Origin of the sequence: Flavobacterium sp. Root935 (assembly GCF_001429295.1) — a bacterium.
Classification (GTDB): domain Bacteria; phylum Bacteroidota; class Bacteroidia; order Flavobacteriales; family Flavobacteriaceae; genus Flavobacterium.
The window spans coordinates 591734-617999 of record NZ_LMJL01000010.1 but is presented as its reverse complement, the minus strand read 5'-3'; the positions used below and the strand labels follow the sequence as shown (position 1 = coordinate 617999).

Below are 26266 nucleotides of genomic sequence, written 5' to 3'. Positions count from 1 at the left end.
TAATTAGCATTAGAACGGATAATTTATACCAAAATTTAAAACCGAGTGTCCAAAATTATATTCTTTAAACCATCGATCTCCCTTCTCATGTGCCGGATTATAAGTCTTAAAGCCTAAATCTAAACGAATAACAAAAAAGCTTAAATCGTATCTTAAACCAAATCCTGTACCTAAAGCAATTTCTTCTAAATCGTTTAAGTTGTCAAATTTTGCTTTCTCATCAGTAACATTATCGAGCACATTCCAGATATTTCCAGCATCTGCAAAGATCGCTCCCTTTACATCTCCGGCAATTTTGAAACGAAATTCTGCACTCATTGCAATTTTCATATTTGCCTCATTAAAGTCATTTACAGCATTTGTGCTTCCAGGTCCTAAAGCATAAGGCTGCCATGCACGGTTGTCATTTGAACCTCCGCCATAATAACTTCGTGAAAATGGAATATAATTTGAATTTCCAAAAGGAATTGCAATTCCGAAAAAGCTTCTTACAGCAAGCACTTTTTCTTTTCCGAAATCCCAGTGTTTAATGTAATCAAATTCGGTTTTGATATACTCTGAGTATTCTAAGTTGAATATCTCATAATTACCTCTTGCATTTTTAGGTAGATTTCCTATGCTTGAAATCGCAGATAATAATGTTCCTGCCGATTCTATTTTTGTTCTAAATTGATAGAAGTTATTATCTGCTAAATCTTTTTTGGTTGTTTTAGTGAAAGAATAACTTGTAGCCAAAATAAAATCATTTTCTGTCAGCCTAATGCGGCGCTCTTCAATACTTTGTACCTCTTTATATTCCGGATTTCCAGGCAGTAAAGCTGTTTGATTGGTTAAAACGTCATTGGTAAAACCTGTAGTTCCATTAGGTATCGTTAGGTCTTTTCTATTTTGCTCTTCTGTTGTTTCTCCCCAGTTAAGTGGGTTAATATTGTAATCTTTTCCAATATTATTCAAATCATTATAAGAAGATGTATAGACATTAAAATAATTGCCAGGATTTAAATTACGAACAAACTGTGCATTCAATAATTCTAATTTTGCAGTGTTATGACGTTTTGGCGACCAATTATAAGCAATACCTCCAGTAAAATTCTCTTTATCTAAACCAATATTCCGCTGTTTTGAAAAACCAGAAGTAATAGAGGTCGACGGAATCATACTTTTAGGAATGATTTTTTCAGTTCCAAAAGGCAGTAAAATTCTCGGAAAGTTCAATTTAAGATCCAAACCATATTCGGAAACATTGAAGAAATTGTTATTCGGATTTGCCATATCTCTTGAAGAACCAATATTTAAACGGGCAGAAATTTCTAAGGTTTCGGCACGATTAAATACATTTCGTATGGTTTCAGAAACACTTGCTCCAATTCCAAAATCTTGAATGTTAGAATGTGTTACGTCGAAAGTTGCCCCAAAACTATATTTTTTTCTAGGCGTTAAATAAACATTAGCAATAAGAGATTGAGCAGTAGAATCTCTTTTGTCTACTTCATATTGTATTGAAGGATAATTAAAAATCTTTAAATTATTTAAATAACGAGAAGAAAGGGTAGTTCTAAAATCTGCGAAAGTACTTCCTTTGGTTATAAAAATAGCATCAGTTATGGCACGAGGCTTGTACTTAAGTTTGTTGTAACTGTAAAGATTGAAATTATTGTATGTTGTGCTGTCGGTTGGTTTTTTCTTTGAATTTGCGGCAGAATAATCGGTGTAAATATTAACGTCGCTAATAGTGTATAGTTTGAAAGGTTCAGTACGGCTTGAATCTCTTCCTTGAATAACATTATTAGTAATATTTAAAGTAACATCAGCTTTATTCTTTTTACCAATGGTATCAATATCAAAAGTTACGTAAGTGGGCTGAAAGTAATATGCACCATGATTCCTGAAATATGTTGTAATACGATTTTTTTCATCTTCAAAATCTGTAGTTTTGTATTGATTGCCAGATTTTAACAAAGAAGGTTCATTATTTGTTTTGTATAATGAATCTAGTGCAGGTGTCAATATATTACTTTTGATTGTATCCAGCTTATAAGCAGGACCAGTAGTGATGTTATAATTAATTGCGGCTCTTTTTCGTCCAACTGTATCAATAGTATAATCAGTCTTCACATTAAAATAACCATTATTGAAATAATAGAATTTCAAACGAAGCAATGATTTTTTAGTTTTAGAAGTATCAATAATTACAGGAGGTTCGCCAGTATTTTTTAAAAACTCATGAATTCCTTTGTAATAAAAAGACTGTCCCAGACGATCTACTTGTTTTGCAGATAATATTTTAGACATACGCTCATATTTGCCAGGATTGTTTTTGAATTTTGCCTGGTAAGTTGAGTCTGGATTTAAATTGGCTAAATTGTATAAATTCAATCGAAGTTTGTAACCCAATAGTTTACCATTAGGTTTTTGATACATTTGATTTGTGGCAATTTCGTCGTTTGAAGATTTGCCATTTACTATAATATTGTTTTTTACAAGAAGGTTTTTTCCATCGGGAACTCTTTTTACGGCATTACAAGCGCAAATAAGTATTGCAATTAGAAGAAATGCTATTATTTTTGTGGAATTATTTTTCAAGTGTTTTTTAATATTTAATTCAAAAGTACATTATTTTATGGTTAGTAAAAACCAAATAAAGCTTATCTCAAGTTTACATCAAAAAAAGCAGCGTTTTGCTAATCAATTATTTTTTGCTGAAGGAGTAAAAGTAATTCAAGAATTTCTGCAATCCAATTTTGAATTAGAACATTTATACACTACATTAAATGATTTTGAAGAGGTTCAATCTTCTAAACGAACTCTTATTAATGAACAAGAACTAAAAAAAATAAGTGCTTTAACAACTCCAAATTCTTGTCTGGGTGTTTTCAAAATTCCTGCCGAAAAGCAAATAATTGATTCGGGCTTAATTTTGGCTTTAGACGATATTAGAGATCCTGGAAATTTAGGAACTATTTTACGTCTCTGCGATTGGTTTGGCATTAAACAAGTAATTTGTTCTAAAGAAACAGTAGATATTTATAATCCGAAAGTAGTACAAGCAACAATGGGCTCCATTACTAGGGTAAATATAAATTACGTTGATTTAAAATCTTTCCTTGCTCAAACTAAACTGCCCGTTTTTGGAACTTTTATGGTCGGCGCAAATATCTATCAATCAGAATTACCTCAAGACGGCATCATTATTATGGGTAACGAAGCTAACGGTATTTCAGAAGAGATTGAGAAAGTAGTTACAACTCGTCTAACAATTCCTAGATTTGGAGAGCTGCAAAAAACCGAAAGTTTAAATGTAGCTACTGCAACAGCAATTATTCTTAGTGAATTTAAACGAAATAGTTAGATTTTTGTTTTAATGAAAAGTGAAATTTATTAAAATTGCTCTAGATTTCATTGAATCAATATTTCCAGTCCACGGACTATCTGCAGTATTATCTCTGATAAGTTCGTCGGTTATACCAAACATTCCTCTTACAGAAGGCGAGAAAATAAAGTATTCAGTAAAAATATCAATTCCTACACCTAATTCATAAGCAGCGGTCCATTGTTTAACTCTAAATTTCTGCTGAAAGTTATCGTCTTTAGATTTAGAATTACTCGATAAATTTAAAGTTGTAGACATACCGCCAACTAAGTAAGGACGAATGTTTCCTGTACGCAAAGCAGAGAATTTTAATAATAAAGGAAAGTGAATATAAGTACTATTTACTTCTCTCAAATAATCATTTTCTGAAGTTCCTACGCCAGGAAAATATAAATCACGTTTTGTATAATACAATCCTGGTTCAAAACGCAGATTAATATATTCCTGTAATCTTAAATCGGCAACAACACCCACATTAAAACCAGTAGTTTTTTTTACCTGAATATCAGCTTGTACAGGAGTTTTGTAATCAAATTTAAAGTCAAAACTATTAAAACCTAAATAATAGCCAAAGTAGACACGCTGCTTTTGCCAGTTTTCAAGATTAATAATAGGGTCTTTGCTAAACATGTTTTTAGCAAATTGAGAATACCCTTTTGTCGCGAAGACCAATAAAAATAAGATTACAGCTTTTTTCATACTATTTTTTAGATGCAGAATAAATCGTTGCGACACCAAAAGTTTGAGGCATTGCCACAACATCTATAAACCCAGTTTTTCTCAAAATATTGTTTAACGCTTCTCCATAAGGAAAAGCAGCAGCAGATTCAGATAAATAACCATAGGCATCATTGTCTTTAGAAAATAATTTCCCGATTAACGGAAGTATATTTTTACTATAAAAATTATAACCTTGTTTATAAGGGAACTTATCTGGAACAGAAGTTTCTAATATAACAAAAACACCATTTGGTTTTAGAACTCTTAAGATTTCTCCAAAACCTTTTTCAAGGTTTTCAAAATTTCTAACACCAAAACTTACCGTAATAGCGTCAAAATAATTATCCTCAAAAGGCATGTTTTCAGAATCGCCTAAAACTAATTCAATAATATTAGAAAGATTTTTTTCTGCAACTTTCTTTTTTCCAACTTCCAGCATTCCTTCAGAAATGTCTAAACCAATAATTTTATCAGCATTAGTCTGTGCAAGTAAAATAGCCAAATCGCCAGTTCCTGTTGCAATGTCCAGAATAACTTTTGGTTTTTTGTCTGAGACTATTTTCAATACTTTTTTACGCCATTTTACATCAATTCCAAATGAAATGACACGGTTTAAATTGTCGTAATTCCCAGAAATGGTGTCAAACATTTGGGTTACTTGCTCTTTTTTACCTAAAGAAGAGTCTTTATACGGAGTTATTTTTTCAGACATTTTTTTTATTTAGGCAAATATAAACAATCTAGTTTAACTGTAATTGAGTTTTTTAATTTGTAAAATAAATGTTTTGAATGATTTATTTTAAAGTTAATTCAAGTTGTATTCTCTGCATCCCTAAATTTAGGGATTTTGGTAAAATCACCAAATCACGGTATTGTCCAATCGCTCCATTATGAGCAACTTTGTAGAAGTAAAAATGATTAAAGTTTTAATGATTGGTAGTACCGCAAAGACTTAAGCAGATGGTTACTTTTTTTGCACTTGTAATTTCATTTGTTCTTGAAAAAGTTTTGTAAGTATTGTTCTTGGGGGGAAATACTATTTTATAGTGCAAAATACGTTCTTAGGATTAAATTTGTTTTTGGAAATTTTAATTTTCTGCCTTTAATATCTTAGTGGTATTTGTTATTAAAGGCGTTTTTGAGATTTATATCTCAAATAACATTAAATGTTATTCAGTTATTTCAAATGCTTTTTGAGTATTTGTGATTTTAAACAAAACTATTCTTGAGTAAGTCAGGTCTAAAAAATCAATCGTTTTAAAAACATCCTCCCAAAAGAGGATGTTTTTTTATTTATTTTCTAATGTAAGTTTCATAAGTATAATCATAAAGATGCTTTTCATCTTTGTAATTTTCTTCAGATTCTACCAAAATCCATTCACTTCTGCTAATTTTTGGAAAAAAAGCATCTGCTTCAAAAGTATGGTGAACTCTAGTAAGTTCTATTATATCGGTAAATGGAAGTGCCAGATTGTAAATTTCACCGCCTCCTATAATATAACTGTCATCATTTTCAGGACAAACAGCAATTGCTTTTTCAATACTGTCTACAACAATACATCCTTCTGGCTGGTAATTTTCCTGACGTGTAATTACAACATGAACTCGGTCTGGCAATGGTTTTGGGAAACTTTCAAAAGTTTTTCTTCCCATAATAATATGATGCCCTGTAGTAAGCGATTTAAAACGTTTAAAATCATTTGGCAGATGCCATACTAATTCATTGTTTTTTCCAAGCGCATTGTTTTCGGCTGCTGCCGCTATCATTATAATCATGGTATGCTGAAACTAAATTTTATTTTCATTCTCTTCATTAATAGAAGATTCAAGCTGAGTGATTCTTTTTTGTTGTAAAGCCACTAATCTGTCAATTTGCTCTCTTTCCCATTTTTTATTCATAAAGCGGTCGGTAATGTAAACTTTTATAAAATGTAAAATAAAAATAAAAAGCCAGATCGTAATACCCCAAATACACCAGTTTTGAGTTGTCCCTTCTCCAAAACCAAAAAATCTATTAGCAATAAATAAAAATAAACTTCCTAAAAGGAAAAGAACAAAATGAAAATATAGTATTTTTTTTTGTCTTAATCGTCGTCTAGCGTATTCGTATTGTTCGTGCACTTCTTTTTCCATAAGATAAATATGAGATTATAAAGTTAAAATTTATTTTTGAAAGTCAATATTTTGGAGATACAATATTTGTTTTAAATCGATATAAGAATTTGAAAAACAAAATTTTATGTCTTTAAAATTATAGATAAATCTAAAATGATATACTGTTTTTAGCATTATCATAAATCGATTGCCGTAGTGGTGAGTGTTTGGTTGATTTTAATTAATTTTAGATGTATAAAACTAAAAACTAAATAGTTATGTCTTTAAAAAAACAATTTATCAAAACGAAGCCAGTTTGTAAAGTAACATTTTCTATAGATGCCAAAGACGCTGATTCGGCAGCGGTCGTAGGGGATTTTAACAACTGGAATGTTGAAGAAGGAACTTTAAGTAAGTTGAAAAATGGAACTTTTAAAGCGACTTATGATTTGGTGAAAGATGCGATTTACGAATTTAAGTATGTAATCGACGGGATTTATGTAAATGATCCAGAAGCAGATTTCTACAAATGGAATGATTATGCTGGAAGTGAGAATAGTGTTTTAGTTGTATAAAAAAATCCGCTTAAAATTCAAGCGGATTTTTTTATAATTATACTGCAACACTTCCTTTTATAGCAGGATGCGGATCGTAATCTACTAATGTAAAATCATTAAAATCAAAATCAAAAATGTTTTTAATCTCTGGATTTAAAATCATTTTTGGTAATGGTTTTGGTTCGCGAGTCAATTGTAATTCCAATTGCTCAAAATGATTGTTGTAAATATGTGCGTCACCAAAAGTGTGAATAAAATCGCCTGGTTCTAAATCGCAAACCTGAGCAATCATCATGGTCAATAATGCGTAAGAAGCAATATTAAAAGGAACTCCCAGAAATATATCTGCGCTTCTTTGGTATAACTGACAAGATAATTTTCCTTTAGTTTCTCCTTTTTCTAAATCTGGTGTTGCCACATAAAATTGAAAAAATGCATGACATGGAGGCAAAGCCGCTTTATTGTTAGCTACATTTTCTTCAAATGATTTTTTAGTGTCTGGCAAAACCGAAGGATTCCAAGCAGAAACCAGCATTCTGCGACTGTTCGGATTTGTTTTTAATTCAGTAATTAATTCAGTAATCTGATCAATTTCTTCACTGTTCCAGTTTCTCCATTGATGTCCGTAAACAGGTCCTAAATCACCATTAGAATCTGCCCATTCATCCCAAATTTTTACTCCGTTTTCCTGAAGATATTTTACGTTTGTATCGCCTTTTAAAAACCAAAGCAATTCGTAAATGATCGATTTTAAATGTAATTTTTTGGTCGTAACCATTGGGAAACCTTCACTTAAATCAAAACGCATTTGGTAACCAAAAACACTTTTTGTTCCAGTTCCAGTTCGGTCTCCTTTTTGACAGCCGTTTTCTAAAACGTGTTTTACTAAATCTAAGTATTGCTTCATAGATGCTTTAAGCTTTATGCTATAGGCTTTAGGCTTTTTCCTAAAATCTTGTAGCTTGGATTTTTTTATGTTTTTAGCTTAAGCTTACAGCCTAAGGCCTATGGCTTATAGCCATAAAATTATCTTTTCGAGATTTCGTCTCTAATTTTGGCTGCTTTTTCGTAATCTTCCTGAGAAACGGCTTGATCCAAAAGTTCATTCAGTTCTTGCAGGGTATGTTTTGCGTAAACTTCTCCCGATTGATTTGTTTCTTCCTCGTGTCCAAAAGTTTCTGGATTCGAAAGAACATCATCAATTTCCTGAGAACCTTGATCTGTATCTGCAGTATTTGATTTTAAATAAATTCCTGCTTTATCTAAGATGTTTTTATAAGTAAAAATCGGTGCATTAAAGCGTAAAGCTAAAGCGATTGCATCAGAAGTTCTGGCATCGATAATTTCTTCAATTTTATCTCTTTCGCAGATTAAACTAGAATAAAAAACGCCGTCAACCAGTTTGTGAATAATTACTTGTTTTACTACAATATCAAATCTTTCAGCGAAGTTTTTGAATAAATCGTGTGTTAACGGACGAGGTGGTTTTATTTCTTTTTCTAAGGCAATAGCTATCGACTGGGCCTCAAAAGCGCCAATAACGATAGGTAATTTTCGTTCGCCATCAACTTCGTTCAAAATTAGGGCATAAGCTCCATTTTGAGTTTGACTGTATGAAATTCCTTTTATAGATAATTTTACTAGACTCATATATGTTTGTAAAAAAGGCACTTAGAGCCTTGTTTTATTGCTTTTTTTGTTTGAAAAATAAAGCTGCAATTTTAATCAAAAAATATGGAACAAAAAAGCTGCCTATAAACAAAGATACAATATCTTGTTTTTAGGCAGCAAATATTTTGAAGAGAATTCTTGAATTAAGAATGCTGAGCTTTAAAAGCTTTTAATTTCTCTGTTAATTGAGGTACAATTTCAAAAGCATCACCAACAATTCCGTAATCAGCAACTTTAAAGAAAGGAGCTTCAGGATCGTTATTGATAACCACTTTTACTTTTGACGAGTTAATACCAGCAATATGCTGAATTGCTCCAGAAATACCTACCGCAATATATAAATTAGTTGCAACTGGTTTTCCTGTTTGTCCAACGTGCTCGCTGTGAGGTCTCCATCCTAAATCTGAAACTGGTTTAGAACATGCAGTTGCAGCTCCCAAAACAGCAGCAAGATCTTCGATTAATCCCCAGTTTTCTGGACCTTTCAATCCGCGTCCGCCAGAAACTACGATATCAGCATCAGCAATAGAAACTTTTCCAGTAACTTTTTCAACAGAATCTACTTTTATTCCAAAGTCATTTTCTCCAATCGATGGATTAAAATCTTCTTCAGCAGCAGATCCTGCACTTTCAAAAATTCCATATGAGTTTTTAGCCAAACCAAGAACTTTTACATCTGTATCGATTTGAGTAATGTTGAAAGCTTTGTTTGAGAACGCATTTCTTTTTACTTGGAAAGGCGAAGTGCTGACTGGCAGTCCAACAACATTTGAGGCAAAACCGGCATTTAAAGCTACTGCAACCAATGATGAAAGATAAATACTATCTGTTGTAGAAGAAAGTAAAACTACTTTTGTTCCTTCTTTTTCAGCGGCTTGTTTGATTACGTCCGCATAAGCCTTAGCGGTAAAACCAGCTAATTTATCGTTGTTTACTTTTAAAACCTTATCAACTCCGTATTTAGCTAATTCGCTTACGTCGCTAATGTTTACAGTTAAAGCCGTAACGGTTGTTCCTAAACTTTCGGCTACTTTTTTTGCATAAGAAGCTAATTCGAAAGCTACTTTTTTAAATTTTCCTTCTGCAGATTCTGCATATATTAATATTGACATGATTTTTTTGTTTAGAGGTTATGAGTTTCAAGTTTCAGGTTTCAAGTTGATAAACTGAAAGCTGAAAACCGAGACTGAAAACTGATTACTAGATTACCTTCGCTTCGTTGTGTAATAAATTGATTAACTCATCTAAATTATCAGGAGAAATTAATTTTACTGCTGATTTTGGAGCTGGTTTTTCAAATTTCACCGCTTTAGTATTTGCTGGAGCATCAACTGGTTCCAAAATAGTTAAAGCTTTAGTTCTTGCTGTCATAATTCCTCTCATGTTGGGAATACGTAAATCTTTTTCTTCAACAAGACCTTTTTGACCTCCAATAATTAAAGGTAGAGTAGTGCTTACTGTTTCTTTTCCGCCATCAATCTCACGAACCGCTTTTACATTGTTTCCATCAACAGTTAAAGCTGTACAAGAGTTTAAAAAGTTAGAACCTAAAATTCCAGCGATCATTCCAGGAACCATTCCGCCATTATAATCAAGAGATTCTTTTCCTGCAATTACAAGATCGTAACCTCCATTTTTAATTACTTCTGCTAATTGTTTAGCAACAAAAAAACCATCAGTAGGATTCGCGTTAACACGAATAGCTTCATTTGCACCAATTGCCAAAGCCTTACGTAAAGTTGGTTCAGTATCAGGACCTCCGACATTTACGACAGTTACATTTGCACCTTGTTGTTCTTGAAACCAGATTGCACGTGTAAGTCCAAATTCGTCGTTAGGGTTTATCACATATTGTACACCGGCTGTATCAAATTCTGAATCGCCGTTAGTAAAGTTAATTTTTGAAGTAGTATCAGGCACATGGCTGATGCAAACTAGTATTTTCATAAGTATATATTTTGAATTTATAATATGCTTTTACAAATTTAGAATTTAATTTGGAATAATTATACTATGCATGCATAATATTTTTTAAAACTATTACGATTTCGAAGATTATGTAGTTTGAGGTGATTTTTATCGGAATCTGAAATTAAAAAATCAATCATTTTGACTGATTGTTAGTAATTTTACAATATCTGATAAAATTAATTTGTAAAATATTTTCTATTAAAAATACTAAACTTTAAATATTTACGTTTTGATGAATGAATTTCAGAGAAACAAAGAATTAAACAAATAGATTAAAGTTTGTCTAAAAAATATTTCCAGTAAATTAAGTGTGAATTTTACGCTATTATATCGATTTCGTAAATATCACAATTAACTTTAAAAAGTTAAAAGCTAAAGAGAGAAAGAACTTCATGCGATTTTAAATTCAATTTATGCTTTTAAGTTATTTAAAATATTTATTTTTGCTCTTCAGAAAATTCAACATACAATATAAATATGAGAACAATACAATTTAGAGAGGCCATTTGCGAAGCGATGAGTGAAGAAATGCGTCACGATGAATCCATATATTTAATGGGCGAAGAAGTTGCAGAATACAACGGAGCATACAAAGCTTCAAAAGGAATGCTTGCGGAGTTTGGCGAAAAAAGAGTTATTGATACTCCAATTGCTGAGCTTGGTTTTACAGGAATTGCAGTAGGTTCTGCAATGAATGGAAATCGTCCTATTGTAGAATATATGACATTCAACTTCTGTTTAGTTGGTATTGATCAAATCATTAATAACGCTGCTAAAATGCGTCAAATGACTGGTGGACAATTTAATGTGCCAATCGTTTTCCGCGGGCCAACAGCTTCTGCTGGTCAATTAGGAGCTACTCACTCTCAAGCTTTAGAAAACTGGTTTGCTAATACTCCAGGTCTTAAAGTTGTTGTTCCTTCAACTCCTTACGATGCAAAAGGACTTTTGAAATCTGCAATTCGCGATAATGATCCAGTTATTTTCATGGAATCTGAGCAAATGTATGGTGACAAAGGTGAAGTGCCAGACGGAGAATACACTATTCCATTAGGAGTTGCTGATGTTAAACGTGAAGGAACAGATGTAACTATCGTTTCTTTCGGAAAAATTATCAAAGAAGCTTTTATTGCTGCTGATGAATTAGCTAAAGAAGGAATCTCTTGTGAGATTATCGATTTAAGAACAGTTCGTCCTATGGATAAAGATGCAATCCTTAAATCTGTTAAAAAAACAAATCGTTTAGTAATTCTTGAAGAAGCTTGGCCATTTGCAAGTATTTCTTCTGAAATTACATATATTGTTCAAGAACAAGCATTCGACTTCCTTGATGCGCCAATTCAACGTATTACAACAGCAGACACTCCTGCACCTTACTCTCCAGTACTGTTAAAAGACTGGTTGCCAAACGCAGGTGATGTAGTAAAAGCAGTTAAAAAAGTATTATACAAATAATACATATTTAAAATACTCACAAAACTTCATCATTCATAGTTAATTGATGAAGTTTTTTTTTGCCCAGATTATGAAAAGAATAATTTTACTCAGCCTATTTTTTGTAATCGCATTTGCGACTATTGCTACTGCACAAACGAAAGTGAGTGGAATTGTTTTGGACAAATCTAATCAGCCGATACCTTTTGCAAATGTTGTTTTTAAAGGTTCAAATACTGGAATCGTTTCTAATGAAGACGGTCGTTTTTATTTAGAATCTCCAAATACTTATACAGCTTTATTAGTTACCTCGGCAGGATTTTCAGATAAAGAAGTTCCACTAGAAAAAGCAGTTAATTATAATTTTAAAATTGTTTTAGGCGAAGCCGAAGCACTTAATGAAGTTGTAATTTATACTGGTAAAACCTCCAAAAAGAATAATCCAGCGCTTGATATTTTGAGAAAAATATGGGAAAGAAAACGTAAAAACGGACTTTACCAATTTAATCAATATCAAATGCAGAAGTATGAAAAAGTAGAGTTTGATATGAATACTATTGATAGCGCATTCATGAAAAACAAACTTTTCAAGGGAATGGAGTTTATCTTTAATCATGTTGATACTTCAGATGTTACTGGAAAAACTTATCTGCCAATTTTCATCAACGAATCAGTTTATGATGTTTACGGAGATAATAAATTAAAGAAAGTAAAAGAAAACCTAACTGGAAATAAAATGTCTGGTTTTAATGGAAATCAGCAGATTTTATCTTTTGTAAAAGACCTTTATTCGGATTATAATATTTACGATAATCACCTTAAATTTTTTGATAAAAGCTTCACAAGTCCGCTTTCGCGAACAGGGATTGATGTTTACAATTATGTCTTAAAAGACAGTGCGTATATTGATAAAAAATGGTGTTACAACATTGTTTTCTATCCAAGACGTAAAAACGAATTGACTTTTAAAGGTGATTTCTGGGTAAACGATACGACTTTTGCGATCAAAAAAATTAATATGGGTGTAACAAAAAGCGCCAATATTAACTGGGTAAAAGATATTTATATCGAACAGGAGTTTGAAGTACAAAACGATTCTGTTTTCCTTTTAACCCGTGATTATATGATGTCTGATTTTGCTTTAAATAAAAAAGAAAAATCAAAAGGAGTTTATGGAAAACGAACGACATTGTATCGTAATCATAAATTTAATATTCAAAAACCAGAGAAATTCTATAAAGAAGAAGTCAATTTTATTGACAATGCCGTCTATGAACGACCGCCTGAATTCTGGGAAGAAAATCGTTTTGAAAAATTAAATAAAGACGAAGCAGGCGTTTATAAAATGCTTGATACATTGCAGACCGTTAAGCGATTTAAACAGTTGTATAATCTCGTCTCCATCTTGGGAAGCGGTTACGTCGAATTTAAGAATTTCGATTACGGACCTATTTATTCAACCTTTGGGTATAATGAAGTTGAAGGTTTAAGATTAAGGGTAGGAGGAAGAACTTATTTCGGACCAAATGACCCTTGGCGTATACAAGCTTACACAGCATACGGATTTGATGATAATAAATTCAAATACGGACTTTCAGGAAAATGGATGGTTGATAAGAAAAACCGAGTTATTATTTCTGGAGGGAACAGGCGGGACATCGAACAAATTGGAGCCAGTTTAACTACTACGAATGATGTTTTAGGGCGAAGTTTTGCATCTTCTGCTTTATTTACAACAGGAAGTAACGGAAAGCTGACCAATATCAACCTGAGCAATGTTTCTGTTGAAATGGAAGCTAAGAAGAACTTCATTGTTTCGGCGGGATTCTCTTATAGAACATTGGAATCGGCTTCAAAAACTTTTAGTTTAGATTATTATACAACATTGCCAACTGCAGCAAACCCTTTGGGAGTTGTTAAAAGTGATGTAAAACAATCAGAAGCCAATATTCAATTTGAATATATGCCGAACCGAAAAACGATTGGTTACGGAGTAGAAAGAGATTTAGTTGACAGCCCTTTCAGTCATTTCTTTGTAAACTTTAGTTACGGTCTAAAAGGAGTTATGGATAGTGATTTTGCGTATGAAAAAATTCAGATTTTCTATAAACAGCCTATTATTATCGGACCATTAGGAAGATCAAATATTATAGTAGAAACGGGAAAAACCTTTGGAACAATTCCGTTAGGATTGATGAGCGTAATTCCAGGTAACCAAACTTATTTTACGATAGAAAATACGTTTAGTAATTTGAATTTCTACGAATTTGTTACAGATCAATACACAACCTTACAATGGAATCATGATTTTGGAGGAAGATTATTTGCTAGAATTCCATTCATGAGAAAATTAAATTGGAGAGAATTTATAGGAGTTAGAGCCGTTCATGGAACTATTTCTGATGCTAATCGCGCCATTAATGCTTCTGGATTGCCTTATAATGCTCCTGAAAAAGTATACTGGGAATACAACGCCGGAATTGGAAATATCTTTAAAGTTTTCAGACTTGATTTTTCGTGGAGAGGAAATTATTTAGATATGCCAGATGCTCATAAATTTGCTATAAAAGGATCTTTCGGATTCTATTTTTAAGTTTTTAGATGAGGTTCACAGGTACAAAGTTACAAAGTCGCAAAGGTTTAAATCTTTGCGGCTTTTTTGTTTGACACTGATTTTGCAGATTTGTAATTTCTGCTAAATTTAAAAATCTGTTTAAATCTGCAAAATCTGCGTGAAAAAACTTTATACCTGCGAAATTCTTTTTTCTTTAATTTTGAATAGACTTAAATCAAAACCATGCAGGAAGCCATCGATTTTCTAATCAATAAAAATCCAATATTTCGAGAGATAATCGAGAAGTATGGACTTCCGGCAATTCCGAAACGACCTCAGGGATTTGAGACTTTGGTTTTATTAATCCTCGAACAGCAGGTTTCCATAGATTCGGCGAAAGCCACATTCTTAAAAATTAAAGCATATACTACTTGTAATCCAGAAACTATGGCTGTCCTTTCTGATGAAGAATATAGAAATCTTGGTGTCAGCCGTCAGAAAACAAAATACATTAAGATTTTAGCCGAAGCGATTTTAAACAAAGAATTAGATGTTGAAAGTTTGGCTTCAAAATCAGCAAAGGAAGTCCGCGAAGAACTTATAAAACTAAAAGGCATCGGAAACTGGACAATAGATATTTATTTAATGTTCTGTCTTCAACAGCCAGATTTGATTCCGTTAGGAGATATTGCAGTCGTAAATACCATTAAAGAATTGTTGAATATACACGATAAACAAGAAATGGAAATTCATGCCGAACAATGGAGTCCTTATCGATCGTATGCAACCTATTTGCTCTGGCATTACTACCTAAATAAGCGAAACAGAAAAATTACCTATTAAATGCTTGTTTTTTAAACTCTAATGAGGATAATTTAACCTTGTTTTTTATTGTAAAACTGGATTCTTTAGTTATTTTTGCAACCGAAATTATAGAAACAATAAAAAACGAAAATGACCGCAGACAAATTAACGACTTTCGATGTATTAATCGAAATACCAAGAGGAAGCAGAAATAAATACGAGTACGATTTTGAAATTAAAAGAATGCGTTTCGACAGAATGTTATTCTCTTCAATGATGTACCCAGCAGATTACGGATTTATTCCAGAAACTTTAGCTTTAGACGGTGATCCTCTTGATGTATTAGTTTTGGTAAACGAACCAACTTTTCCTGGATGTGTTATGGAAGTTAAGCCAATTGGTGTTTTCCATATGGCAGATGATAAAGGACCAGATGAAAAAATTATTTGTGTACCAGTTTCAGATCCAATCTGGAATTCATTAACAGATTTATCAGACATCAACCCTCACTTAGTAAAAGAAATTGAGCATTTCTTCCAAGTTTACAAAGATCTTGAAAACAAGAAAGTAGATGTTGAAGGATGGGGAGATGTGAACGAAGCATTTGAAATTATTGCTGAGTGTACAAAACGTTTTAACGATATTGAAAATAAACCAGAGGGATTATTTAGTATTAAATAATTTAAGGTTCTATATTTTATAAAAAAAGCAATACTCCGTCAGGAGTATTGCTTTTTTGTTTAAATTCGTTTCAGTTAGATTGTTGACTATTAACCAAAACCATTAAAAATTATGAATGCATTTATGATTTACCTGCCAATTATTATGGCAGTTTTAGGATTACTTTTCATGGGAATAAAAAGGACTTGGGTTTTAAAACAAGATGCTGGAGATGGCAAGATGAAAGAGATTTCAGATTACATCTACGAAGGAGCCTTAGCCTTCCTAAAAGCCGAATATAAACTATTAACCATATTTGTAATTATTGCCAGTTTAGCCTTGGCAGGAATTACTTTTATTCCGGGTGTAAAAACACATTTATTAATCGTAATTGCATTTATTTTTGGAGCTTTATTTTCTGCTTATGCGGGAAATATAGGAATGAAAATAGCAACTAAAACAAACGTTAGAACTACTCAAGCTGCGCGTACAAGTCTTCCACAAGCCTTAAAGGTTTCTTTTGGAGGCGGAACCGTAATGGGTTTAGGCGTTGCAGGTTTAGCCGTTTTAGGTTTAACAGCTTTTTTTATCATTTTCTTTAATCTTTTTTCTGACGGAGTTTGGAAAGACACCGAAACAATGACAGTTGTTTTAGAAACATTAGCTGGATTTTCACTTGGTGCCGAATCAATCGCTTTGTTTGCCAGAGTTGGAGGCGGAATCTATACCAAAGCAGCAGATGTTGGTGCCGATTTAGTTGGTAAGGTTGAAGCGGGAATTCCAGAAGACGATCCACGTAATCCTGCAACAATTGCTGATAACGTGGGAGATAATGTTGGAGACGTTGCCGGAATGGGAGCCGATTTATTTGGTTCGTATGTAGCAACTGTTTTAGCAGCAATGGTGCTAGGGAATTATGTGATCAAAGATATGGGCGGAAGTATCAATGATGCTTTTGGGGGAATTGGTCCAATTTTGCTTCCAATGGCAATTGCCGGTTTCGGAATTATATTCTCAATTATTGGGACACTTTTAGTAAAAATTTCAGATGACAATGCAAAAGAAGCACAAGTGCAGAAAGCATTAAATATAGGAAACTGGGTTTCGATTGCTTTAACGGCTGTTGCGTGTTTCTTTTTAGTACAATATATGCTTCCGGAAACGATGCAGATGAGCTTTTTTGGTGAAGGATCAAAAGCGATTTCATCATTGCGAGTTTTCTATGCTACTTTGGTAGGATTAGTTGTTGGAGGTGCAATTTCATCTGTAACAGAATATTATACAGGATTAGGAACAAAACCAGTTTTGGCTATTGTTCAAAAATCATCAACAGGTGCGGGAACAAATGTAATTGCTGGTTTGGCAACTGGAATGATTTCGACTTTTCCAACCGTATTATTGTTCGCTGGAGCAATCTGGATTTCGTATGCTTTGGCGGGATTTTATGGAGTGGCATTGGCAGCATCAGCTATGATGGCAACTACAGCAATGCAATTAGCAATTGATGCTTTCGGACCAATTTCTGATAATGCTGGAGGAATCGCAGAAATGAGCGAATTACCAAAAGAAGTTCGTACGAGAACTGATATTTTAGATTCTGTTGGAAATACAACAGCAGCAACTGGAAAAGGTTTTGCAATTGCTTCTGCAGCTTTAACTTCACTAGCATTATTCGCAGCTTATGTAACTTTTACAGGAATTGACGGAATTAATATTTTTAAAGCACCCGTTTTAGCGATGTTATTTGTCGGCGGAATGATTCCGGTGGTTTTCTCCGCTTTAGCGATGAATTCTGTTGGAAAAGCTGCGATGGATATGGTATACGAAGTGCGCCGCCAGTTCAAAGAAATTCCTGGAATTATGGAAGGAACTGGAAAACCAGAATATGGAAAATGTGTGGAGATTTCTACAAAAGCAGCTTTACGCGAAATGATGCTTCCTGGGATTTTGACAATTGGTTTTCCGATTCTAATTGTCTTGATTGGAAAATTAGTTTACGGAGATAACAACCAGCTAATTGCAGAAATGTTAGGTGGATATATGGCTGGAGTTACCGTTTCTGGAGTTCTTTGGGCAGTTTTTCAAAACAATGCTGGAGGAGCTTGGGATAATGCTAAAAAATCTTTTGAAGCAGGAGTTATGATTAATGGCGAAATGACGTATAAAGGCTCTGATGCACATAAAGCAGCAGTTACTGGAGATACAGTTGGAGATCCATTTAAAGATACTTCTGGACCATCAATGAATATTTTAATTAAGTTAACCTGTTTGATTGGATTGGTAATTGCACCAATTTTGGGAGAAGGACATTCTCCATCAGATATAGCAGCTTCAGCTTCTTGCTGTGCAAAAACTGAAATGCATGGAGGAGTTTCTAAATGTGGAGACATGTCTGGAATGACAAAAGAAGAATGTATTAAAATGTGCAAAGAAAAAGGCTGTTCTCCAGAAGAAACGGCTAAATGTTTAGCGCATTTTGATGCAAGCGGAAAATACTCTGATGCTGGTTATGAGAGAAAATCGGTTCGCGTTGAGGTTAAAAATATAAACGGAAAAACGACTGGAACTGTTACTAAAAAAGAAAATGGTAAAACAACTACAGAAGTTTACGAAGGAACAGAAGAAGAAGTGCAGGCAAAAATTAACGCTGCACAATAAAAAATGATACTCACTATCCTAACAGGTTTCCAAAACCTGTTAGGTATCTATCTAGTTAAATGCTGAGAATAAAAAATACCTAACAGGTTTTGGAAACCTGTTAGGATCATAATTAACAGAAAAGCCTCTAAAAAATATTATTTAGAGGCTTTTTTTATTTCGTGTAAATCTGTGTAATTCGTGTTTAAAACAACCCGTTCAATTCAGCATCAATTCGATTAATGATGTTTCCTAAGTCTTCCGGATTATCAACAAAATTAATATTGTCAACATCAATAATTAATAATTTCCCTTTAGTGTAAGTCTGAATCCAGGCTTCATATCTTTCGTTCAAACGGCTTAAATAATCAATAGAAATTGAGTTTTCGTACTCACGTCCGCGTTTATGGATCTGCCCAACCAAATTCGGAATAGAACTTCTTAAATAAATCAACAAATCTGGAGCTTTAACCAAAGATTCCATTAATTCAAACAAAGAAGTGTAATTTTCAAAATCACGGCTTGTCATCAAACCCATTGCATATAAGTTCGGAGCAAAAATATGTGCATCTTCATAAATCGTTCTGTCTTGAATGATTTTTTTCCCGCTTTCGCGAATTTGCTGCACTTGACGAAAACGGCTGTTCAAGAAATAAATCTGAAGATTAAATGACCAGCGTTCCATCTGATGATAGAAATCATCTAAATACGGATTATCAACTACATCTTCATAATGAGGTTCCCATTTAAAATGTTTCGCTAATAATTTGGTCAAAGTAGTTTTTCCTGCGCCTATGTTTCCTGCTATTGCTATGTGCATTACGGTGTTACGATTTTATAATTTGATATATCTGTAGATGTAAAAATAGATAAAATTTGGTCTTTGTAATAAAAATTGGTAAAGGTTTTTTCTAAAATTTTAATCTCAGAAATTACATCAGGATTTGCTTTATTAATCCCTTTAAAATAAAGTAAGCTATCTCTGCTGAAGATATATTGTGAAGGATTTATTATTTCAATTTTATCAAAGTCTTCTATTTTGGCCAACGAAGTAATTTTTCCAAAAATGTCACAAGAAAACCAGTTGTTATTTTTGTCGATCCAATAGAAAGTATTAAAATCAGTCTGATAATATTTAATAGGCTCTGTTAGCGGAATTGAAACTGTTTTATATTCATTTTTTAAATAATCAAAAAGACCAATCTGCTGATTTAAAGTGTTGTAAATCCATAATTGATTTTGAGTAGACATCCCGATTCCGGCAACTACAATAGGCGTTGAATTTTGCGAAAAATTAATTTCAGTCATTTTATTCAATTGATTATCCAATAAAACGACGCTATTAAAGTCTTCATAAAACAAAACTATTTTCAGCGGATTTTGTAAATCGACTTTTGTAATTTTTCCGAGAGAAACATTTTTATATTCAAATATCTCTTTCCCTTTAATTTTACTAAAAACATTATTTGTTATCTGATAAGAATAACCAAAAGAATCGTATCCTAAAAATTGTTCAGCTTCATTTTTATAATGAGAAATTAATTTCGGATTTATGCTGGCTTCCTGAGCAGTCAATGCATTAAAAGTGCAGAAAAGAAATAAATAGTATACAAGTTTTTGCACAGTTTCACGCATTAGAAATAAATTTACAAGAGTGCAAATTACAAAAATCCCTCATTAGAAGTTCAATTTTAGCATTTAAACCTTTTTTAATTCTAATAGTCTAAAAAATAAGGGCTTCTGTCTATGCCGTGCGGCTATTAATATATTTAATTTTTAGTACTTTTAAATTAATAATACATTTGATTGTAAGTTTCTCGGATTTACTCACTTTTAAAGAAAATGAAATGAAGAAAATATTTTTTTATATGACATTGATGCTTGTTGGTACACAAATTCAAGCTCAAAAAGATTTTCAGGGAATGGCAGTTTATGAGTCAAAAACTCAAGCGCCAAAGTTTGAAGGAATGCGCGGAAACAGAGACATTACGCCAGAGATGCAAAAGAATATGGAAGAGCGTATGAAAAAAATGCTGGAGAAAACATTTATTCTAAACTTCGATAAATCGGCATCAATTTATAAAGAGGAGGAAAAATTAGAAGCTCCTGGACAGCAAGGCGGTATGCGCATTATGATGAACTCTTTCATGGGAGGCGGAGGCACTTTCTACAAAGACGTGAAAACAAAATCGTATACCGTTGATAAAGAATTTATGGGAAAAGAATTTTTAGTTGTTGATTCACTGCCGAAATTAAACTGGAAGCTAGAGCAGGAAACCAAACAAATTGGCGGTTACAATTGTTTTAAAGCAACAGCAGTAAAAGAAGCAAGTAAAACCGATTTTAGAAACTTCCGACCTAAAAATAATGATGATAAAAAAGAAGAACCAAAGAAGACTTCTGGAGACACAAAAACCAATTTTGAGGATAACTTTGAGATGCCAAAAGAAATTGTTGTAACGGCTTGGTATACACCAGAGATTCCTGTAAACCAAGGACCAGAGAATTATTGGGGGCTTCCAGGTTTGATTTTGGAAGTAAATGATGGAAGAACAACTATTTTATGTTCTAAAATTGTTTTGAATGCAAAGGATAAAGTAGAAATAAAACCTTCTAAAAAAGGGAAAGTAATTTCTCAAAAAGATTACGACGAAACAGTAATTAAAAAAATGGAAGAATTTAGAGAAATGAACCGTGGCCGCGCCGGCGGGCCACCTCCAATGGGAAGATAAATTTCTGGCATTTATTATTTATTCTAAGTATTCTTTTAATGAGCAAATTATATCTTTTCTTAGCTTTTTTAATTACTTCTGTTTCTTTTTCACAAAGTATTCGTTTTGATGGATTTATTCAAGACGAACAAAAAAATCCGTTGGAGATGGCCAATATTATGGCTGTAAATACAGCTACAAAAGCAATGGACTCTTACGGAATTACCAATGATAAAGGAAAATTCCAGCTGACTTTAAAACCGAATACTGCTTATACAATCAAAGTTAGTTACCTCGGAATGAAATCAAAAGAAATCGCCGTAACAACTAAAGCTGAAAACATAAACCAAAATATTGTTTTGGATGGAGCAGGAATTGAATTGGAAGGTGTTGAAATTGTACGCGAAATGCCCGTTTCTATAAAAGGAGATACGATTGTTTATAACGCAGATTCTTTTAAATCAGGAACTGAAAAAAAACTGGAAGACGTTTTGAAAAAACTTCCGGGCGTTGAGGTAAATACCGACGGAGAAATTGAAGTGGAAGGAAAAAAAGTCAGTAAATTGATGGTTGAAGGAAAAGACTTCTTTGATGGAGATACCAAATTAGGCGTAAAAAATATTCCTGCCGATGCGATTGATAAAATTCAGGTTTTACGAAATTACAATGAAGTCAGCGCATTAAAAGGTCTGGAAAATGATCAAGACAATGTGGCGATGAATATTAAACTAAAAGACGGAAAAAAGAACTTTTGGTTTGGAGATGTTACCGCAGGAATTGGCGTTGCAGAATTAGACAGCCGTTATATAATTAACCCAAAATTATTTTATTACAGTCCCAAATACAGCATCAATTTAATTACCAATTTTAATAATATTGGAGAATTACCTTTAACGGCACAGGATTATTTTAAGTTCACCGGAGGATTCAAAAATCTAATGAAAAAAGGTGGAAGCAGTTTTAATGTTTCGTCAAACGATTTAGGAATTTCATTGCTTCGAAATAATCGCGCTAAAGAAATTGAAACAAAATTTGGTGCAACAAACTTTGCTTATTCAGTCAATAAAGCTTGGAATATCAGTGGTTTCGGAATTCTTTCTACTTCAAAAACAGAATTAGAAACCAAATCTCAGACTACATTTTTAAATTCTGGAAATCAGGAAAGAAGAGACGAAAATACAAGTCAAAAGAATAACTTGGGACTTTTCAAATTAAGTTCGACTTACAAACCAAACGATAAATTTCAGTTTGATTATGATATCTTAACCAAGTTGACCAAACAAGAAGAATATTCAGATTTATTTAGAGAACAGATTGTACAGAACCAATCTACTCCAGAAACTATTTTTACAACAAAAAAACAAGATCCAACTTCGATTAATCAGAACTTGAGTTTGTATTACACGCAAAGCGATAAAAATATTTTTGCTTTTGAAATGCAGCATTTGTACCAAGACGAGAATCCTTTTTACAATGCCAATCTGGCGACGCTTCCTTTTAGTTTGTCAGGATTTGTTAAACAAGATCGAAATGATTACAATCAAAATCGTTTTGTAAAAACCAATAAACTAGATGCAAAACTGGATTACTATTATATGGTAACGCCAAAAAGCAATATCAATATTACTTTAGGAAATACTTATTCGTACCAAAACTTCAATTCTCATATTTTCCAAATATTGGATAACGGAACACGGAATGATTTGAATGATTCGGCAAATAACAATGATGTAGATTATAGATTTAATGATGCTTTTCTGGGTTTTCATTATAAAATCTTAACGGGAAAATTTACTTTAACACCAGGAGTCAGCCTGCATTCCTACCAAATGACAAACGGACAATTAGGAAGCGATTATTCTCAAAGTTTTACCAAATTACTGCCAGATTTCTTTGCTTTATATCAAATTAAAAAGGCAGAAACATTGACTTATAATTTCTCTTTAACCAATGATTTTACAGATGTTAATCAGTTGGCAGCAGGTTATGTTTTGTCCAATTACAGCAATTTGTTTCATGGAAATCGATTTTTAGAAAATGCCACTTCGCAAGTGCATTCGCTTCGTTATTTCAAGTATAATATGTTCAATTTTGAAAATATTTTTGCCAATGCAACTTACACGAGAAAAGTAGATGCTATTAAAACGAAAGCAGATTTTGATGGAATTAACCAATCGTCAGTTCCATACAATTCAAATTTAGCCGATGAAACTTTTTCTGGAATGGGATCTTATGGACGTTCGTTTTTAAAAAATTACAAAGCGTCGGCAAGTGCGAGTATCAACTGGTCAAAGTTCAATAATATTCAAGATAACGAATTGAGAACAACCGAAAGTTTTGTGCAGAGTTACACCGTAAGAGCATCAACAAATTATAAAAAACTCCCGAATATCGAATTTGGTTACAATCTTTTGGTGAATAAATATAGCGGCTCTACATTTTATACCGATAAACCATTTGCTCGATTAGATTACTATTTCTTAGATAGTTTTTCTTTTGTTTCGGAGTATGAATTTTACCATTATTACAACGGAGATAAAACGGTCGATAATGAATATGATTTCTTAAGTGCCAGTTTAATTTATCAAAAGAAAAACAGTAAATGGGAGTATAAAATTTCGGCAACCAACTTGTTAAATACAAGATATTTGAACGATGATAATTTTACGCAATTCTCTACAAGAGTTTCTCAATATACCGTACAGCCCCGATACATCATCTTTTCGATGAAATATAATTTATAGTAATAGAATTGGTTTAATTTTATAAATAAGGTGTTTATTTAAATAAGAATGGAATATCTTTACATGAATATTAACAGCCAAATTTTTATATTATGCGCAATTTTATTTGGAGTTTATTGCTATTTACTTCGGCAATTTCTATGTCTTTTTCTCAAGAAAATAATGAAAAAGGAACCTATTTATCTACAAACAAAGGCCAGAAAATCAAATTAAATTTATTGGATGGTAACAAATATGAACTAGTATTTTATTCAGGTGATTATGAGGTAAAAGGAGATTCATTGCTGTTTGCTAAAAACACAGCTACAGCAACTAATTTTGATCTTTCTTTTAAAGTAGATAAAAAAGCTAAAAGCATAAAAGTAAAATTCTTAGATCCTTCGTACTATTCCTTTTATATAGGAACTCAAAAAGGTAAAGAAGAAATTAAATACCAAAGAATTTCAGACATTAAAACGAAGATAGATCCAGAATGGAAGGAGACTGATCTTACTTTTGAAATTGAAAAAGCAGACTTTTTATATTTAGTATTTGAAGATAACTACAACCCAACGACGGTTAATAAATACGCATTGCCAAAAGATGTTTCTGAAATAACAATTGGTTATGAATTGGCAGTTTTGGGAGATTTGAAAATTTCAGGATTTTTTGATAGAAAAACCAATCAATTGATAATCTCTGAAAAATCAGGATTAAATCCTTTAGTTTTTACTAATGAAAAAGATCCTCAGCCAGCAGCCAAAACTTCAAAAGTTACTCCTCTAGAAAGTTTGTCTATTGCAAATTGGACTTATCCAGGTAAAGAAAATGTTTTGGTGAACGAAGATTTTGGGACAGGACTTGTTGCAAAAGATAGTGTTGTGGTTGCCGTTGAAGATGTAGCAACTCCAGCTTATACACAATATGATTTTAAATTAAAAATTGAAAATAATCTGAACAAAGCCATTTCGGCGACTAAAGAATCAAACAATAATAAGTTTTTAGGAGTTTATGTCAATAGTAAAAAAGAAGCAAAAGAGAGTTTTGATTTATTTATAAAAGATCAAGAAACTCAAGCTGGATATAGTATGTACGATGCTTATAATCCTGTTTACGATGTTTTTAATTATTATTTGGCTGGAGCCGATGATAAAAAATGGCTCAAAAACAATAAAATAACAAATGATCCAAGCGTATTGGTATTGAACGGTCAAGGCAATATACTAGCAGTTGCAAAATCTGATTTAGAAGCTCAGAAATATCAATTTAGTTATTATGGTGATTTTTATCGCAAACTTCTGCGAACAGATGCTTTTTTAGCAATGAATACTGTTTTAAAGAATAAAAAAGCAGGTGATGCCGATATAATTAAGGCTTTTAATAAAGCAGCAATGCTCGAAGCTTCTTATGACTACGATTCAGAAGATGTAGTAACAGATCCTAATTCAACAGAATTTGTATTCACAAAAACACCTTTAGACAAAAAAGAAGTTGCCGCAAGTTGGAAAAAATTAATTGAAGCTCATCAAAAAGATACTAAATCAGATATTTATTTGGTTGAAACAATTGTAAAGGAAATCAAAAACCAAGGATTTACAAAACAGCTTTTTAATGAAGATAAAATTTTAAACGACACCGATTTCTTGGCGATAGACTATTTGCTTAAACATTCTGATGATATAGAAAACAAACGTGCAGAGTTCAATAGTATAGTAGGACAACTTCATAATGTTGGAAGTCCAGTTACTGAAATTTCAAATGCGTTACAGTTAAACCTTTATGCATCTCAAGATGGAGTTACAGGAAATATCAATAAAGAAAAAGTCAATTCTATTTATAAAAAGATAATTGCGTCTGGTAAAGGTAATTTTGATGCTTACCGCAATTATTTTGATTATTTAGGTCAGGTTGAAGACAAAGATGGTTCTAACACAACTTTCTTAAAAGAATTCAATACCTATTTTGATAATACTTTGGCAGGAACAAGTCCAATTGAAAAATTAGACGCCATTTTTGCAGGATTAGATTCTAGTTCAAGTTATTCTTATGACGGCTGGAATATGTTTAAAGAATATCATTCTAACCTTGCAAATACAGCAGCTTGGAGTGTGGTATTAAAACCTCAGAATTCTAACTTTTTAAAAGATGCTATCAAATGGTCTGAATACAGTTTGGTTGTTACTAAAAACAATCCATATTATTTAGATACTTTGGCGCAGTTATATTATAAAGACGGACAAAAGCAAAAAGCAATCGAAACTCAGACTTTAGCAGTGAAATATTTATCTGGTGTGACTGAAGAAGAAACTGCGACTGAAATTAAAGACACGTTAGCAAAAATGCAAAACGGAACATATTAA

General features: G+C 32.5%; 21 protein-coding genes. 10 read left to right on the top strand and 11 right to left on the bottom strand.

The features are described 5' to 3' along the window. Positions 1 to 9: 9 nt before the first annotated feature. Positions 10 to 2583: a BamA/TamA family outer membrane protein gene (locus ASE40_RS13595; protein ID WP_082586809.1), complete on the bottom strand. Its 2574-nt coding sequence runs from the start codon at positions 2581 to 2583 to the stop codon at positions 10 to 12. 37 nt (positions 2584 to 2620) lie between these two features. On the opposite strand from ASE40_RS13595, the gene ASE40_RS13590 reads away from it, so the two are divergent. Beyond that, the gene (locus ASE40_RS13590; protein ID WP_057117605.1) at positions 2621 to 3349 is read left to right on the top strand and encodes an RNA methyltransferase; all 729 of its coding nucleotides are present in this window, start codon (positions 2621 to 2623) and stop codon (positions 3347 to 3349) included. Positions 3350 to 3358: 9 nt separating this feature from the next. Here ASE40_RS13590 and ASE40_RS13585 read toward each other — a convergent pair whose 3' ends face one another. The 4 genes from ASE40_RS13585 to ASE40_RS13570 all read right to left on the bottom strand — a co-directional run bounded on the left by ASE40_RS13585 (position 3359) and on the right by ASE40_RS13570 (position 6223). Beyond that, a complete protein-coding gene (locus ASE40_RS13585) occupies positions 3359 to 4069 on the bottom strand; it encodes a porin family protein (RefSeq protein WP_057117604.1) in 711 nt (236 codons plus the stop codon). A 1-nt stretch (position 4070) separates the two neighbouring features. Then, positions 4071 to 4802: a bifunctional demethylmenaquinone methyltransferase/2-methoxy-6-polyprenyl-1,4-benzoquinol methylase UbiE gene (ubiE, locus tag ASE40_RS13580; protein ID WP_057117603.1), complete on the bottom strand. Its 732-nt coding sequence runs from the start codon at positions 4800 to 4802 to the stop codon at positions 4071 to 4073. Between the two features lie 581 nt (positions 4803 to 5383). Beyond that, complete coding sequence (locus ASE40_RS13575; RefSeq protein ID WP_057117602.1) at positions 5384 to 5866, bottom strand: dihydrofolate reductase; 483 nt, start codon at positions 5864 to 5866, stop codon at positions 5384 to 5386. 12 nt (positions 5867 to 5878) lie between these two features. Beyond that, positions 5879 to 6223, bottom strand: a complete 345-nt coding sequence (locus ASE40_RS13570) for a 2TM domain-containing protein (RefSeq protein ID WP_057117601.1) — start codon at positions 6221 to 6223, stop codon at positions 5879 to 5881. A 239-nt stretch (positions 6224 to 6462) separates the two neighbouring features. Here ASE40_RS13570 and ASE40_RS13565 point away from each other — a divergent pair, with 239 nt between their 5' ends. Then, positions 6463 to 6759, top strand: coding sequence for an isoamylase early set domain-containing protein (locus ASE40_RS13565; RefSeq protein ID WP_057117600.1), 297 nt, complete (start codon positions 6463 to 6465; stop codon positions 6757 to 6759). A gap of 37 nt (positions 6760 to 6796) precedes the next feature. Here ASE40_RS13565 and ASE40_RS13560 read toward each other — a convergent pair whose 3' ends face one another. The 4 genes from ASE40_RS13560 to ASE40_RS13545 form a co-directional block, all read right to left on the bottom strand. Next, entirely contained in the window at positions 6797 to 7648 is an 852-nt protein-coding gene (locus ASE40_RS13560; RefSeq protein WP_057117599.1) for a thymidylate synthase, read from the bottom strand. 119 nt (positions 7649 to 7767) lie between these two features. Continuing rightward, positions 7768 to 8391, bottom strand: a complete 624-nt coding sequence (locus tag ASE40_RS13555) for a bifunctional nuclease family protein (RefSeq protein WP_057117598.1) — start codon at positions 8389 to 8391, stop codon at positions 7768 to 7770. A gap of 164 nt (positions 8392 to 8555) precedes the next feature. Then, a complete protein-coding gene (locus tag ASE40_RS13550; protein ID WP_057117597.1) occupies positions 8556 to 9524 on the bottom strand; it encodes an electron transfer flavoprotein subunit alpha/FixB family protein in 969 nt (322 codons plus the stop codon). Between the two features lie 88 nt (positions 9525 to 9612). Beyond that, complete coding sequence (locus ASE40_RS13545; protein WP_057117596.1) at positions 9613 to 10359, bottom strand: electron transfer flavoprotein subunit beta/FixA family protein; 747 nt, start codon at positions 10357 to 10359, stop codon at positions 9613 to 9615. Positions 10360 to 10860: 501 nt separating this feature from the next. On the opposite strand from ASE40_RS13545, the gene ASE40_RS13540 reads away from it, so the two are divergent. The 5 genes from ASE40_RS13540 to ASE40_RS13520 all read left to right on the top strand — a co-directional run bounded on the left by ASE40_RS13540 (position 10861) and on the right by ASE40_RS13520 (position 18493). Continuing rightward, positions 10861 to 11838 (top strand): pyruvate dehydrogenase complex E1 component subunit beta, encoded by a 978-nt coding sequence (locus ASE40_RS13540; RefSeq protein WP_057117595.1) that lies wholly within the window; start codon positions 10861 to 10863, stop codon positions 11836 to 11838. Positions 11839 to 11908: 70 nt separating this feature from the next. Further along, the gene (locus ASE40_RS13535; RefSeq protein ID WP_057117594.1) at positions 11909 to 14410 is read left to right on the top strand and encodes a DUF5686 family protein; all 2502 of its coding nucleotides are present in this window, start codon (positions 11909 to 11911) and stop codon (positions 14408 to 14410) included. Positions 14411 to 14614: 204 nt separating this feature from the next. Next, positions 14615 to 15214 carry a DNA-3-methyladenine glycosylase family protein gene (locus ASE40_RS13530; RefSeq protein WP_057117593.1) on the top strand — a complete coding sequence of 200 codons (600 nt, stop codon included), beginning with the start codon at positions 14615 to 14617 and terminating at the stop codon, positions 15212 to 15214. Positions 15215 to 15325: 111 nt separating this feature from the next. Next, complete coding sequence (locus tag ASE40_RS13525; protein WP_057117592.1) at positions 15326 to 15856, top strand: inorganic diphosphatase; 531 nt, start codon at positions 15326 to 15328, stop codon at positions 15854 to 15856. A 111-nt stretch (positions 15857 to 15967) separates the two neighbouring features. Next, a complete protein-coding gene (locus ASE40_RS13520) occupies positions 15968 to 18493 on the top strand; it encodes a sodium-translocating pyrophosphatase (RefSeq protein ID WP_057117591.1) in 2526 nt (841 codons plus the stop codon). A gap of 184 nt (positions 18494 to 18677) precedes the next feature. Here ASE40_RS13520 and ASE40_RS13515 read toward each other — a convergent pair whose 3' ends face one another. Continuing rightward, positions 18678 to 19292 carry a deoxynucleoside kinase gene (locus ASE40_RS13515; RefSeq protein WP_057117590.1) on the bottom strand — a complete coding sequence of 205 codons (615 nt, stop codon included), beginning with the start codon at positions 19290 to 19292 and terminating at the stop codon, positions 18678 to 18680. After that, a complete protein-coding gene (locus tag ASE40_RS13510) occupies positions 19292 to 20095 on the bottom strand; it encodes a hypothetical protein (protein ID WP_317039099.1) in 804 nt (267 codons plus the stop codon). The genes ASE40_RS13515 and ASE40_RS13510 overlap by 1 nt, the downstream gene beginning before the upstream one ends. A gap of 224 nt (positions 20096 to 20319) precedes the next feature. Between ASE40_RS13510 and ASE40_RS13505 the strand changes: the two genes are divergently transcribed. From ASE40_RS13505 to ASE40_RS13495, 3 genes are all read left to right on the top strand, one after another. Beyond that, entirely contained in the window at positions 20320 to 21204 is an 885-nt protein-coding gene (locus tag ASE40_RS13505; RefSeq protein WP_057117686.1) for a GLPGLI family protein, read from the top strand. Positions 21205 to 21242: 38 nt separating this feature from the next. Further along, entirely contained in the window at positions 21243 to 23927 is a 2685-nt protein-coding gene (locus ASE40_RS13500; RefSeq protein WP_057117588.1) for a carboxypeptidase-like regulatory domain-containing protein, read from the top strand. A gap of 92 nt (positions 23928 to 24019) precedes the next feature. Continuing rightward, positions 24020 to 26266 carry a hypothetical protein gene (locus ASE40_RS13495; protein WP_057117587.1) on the top strand — a complete coding sequence of 749 codons (2247 nt, stop codon included), beginning with the start codon at positions 24020 to 24022 and terminating at the stop codon, positions 26264 to 26266.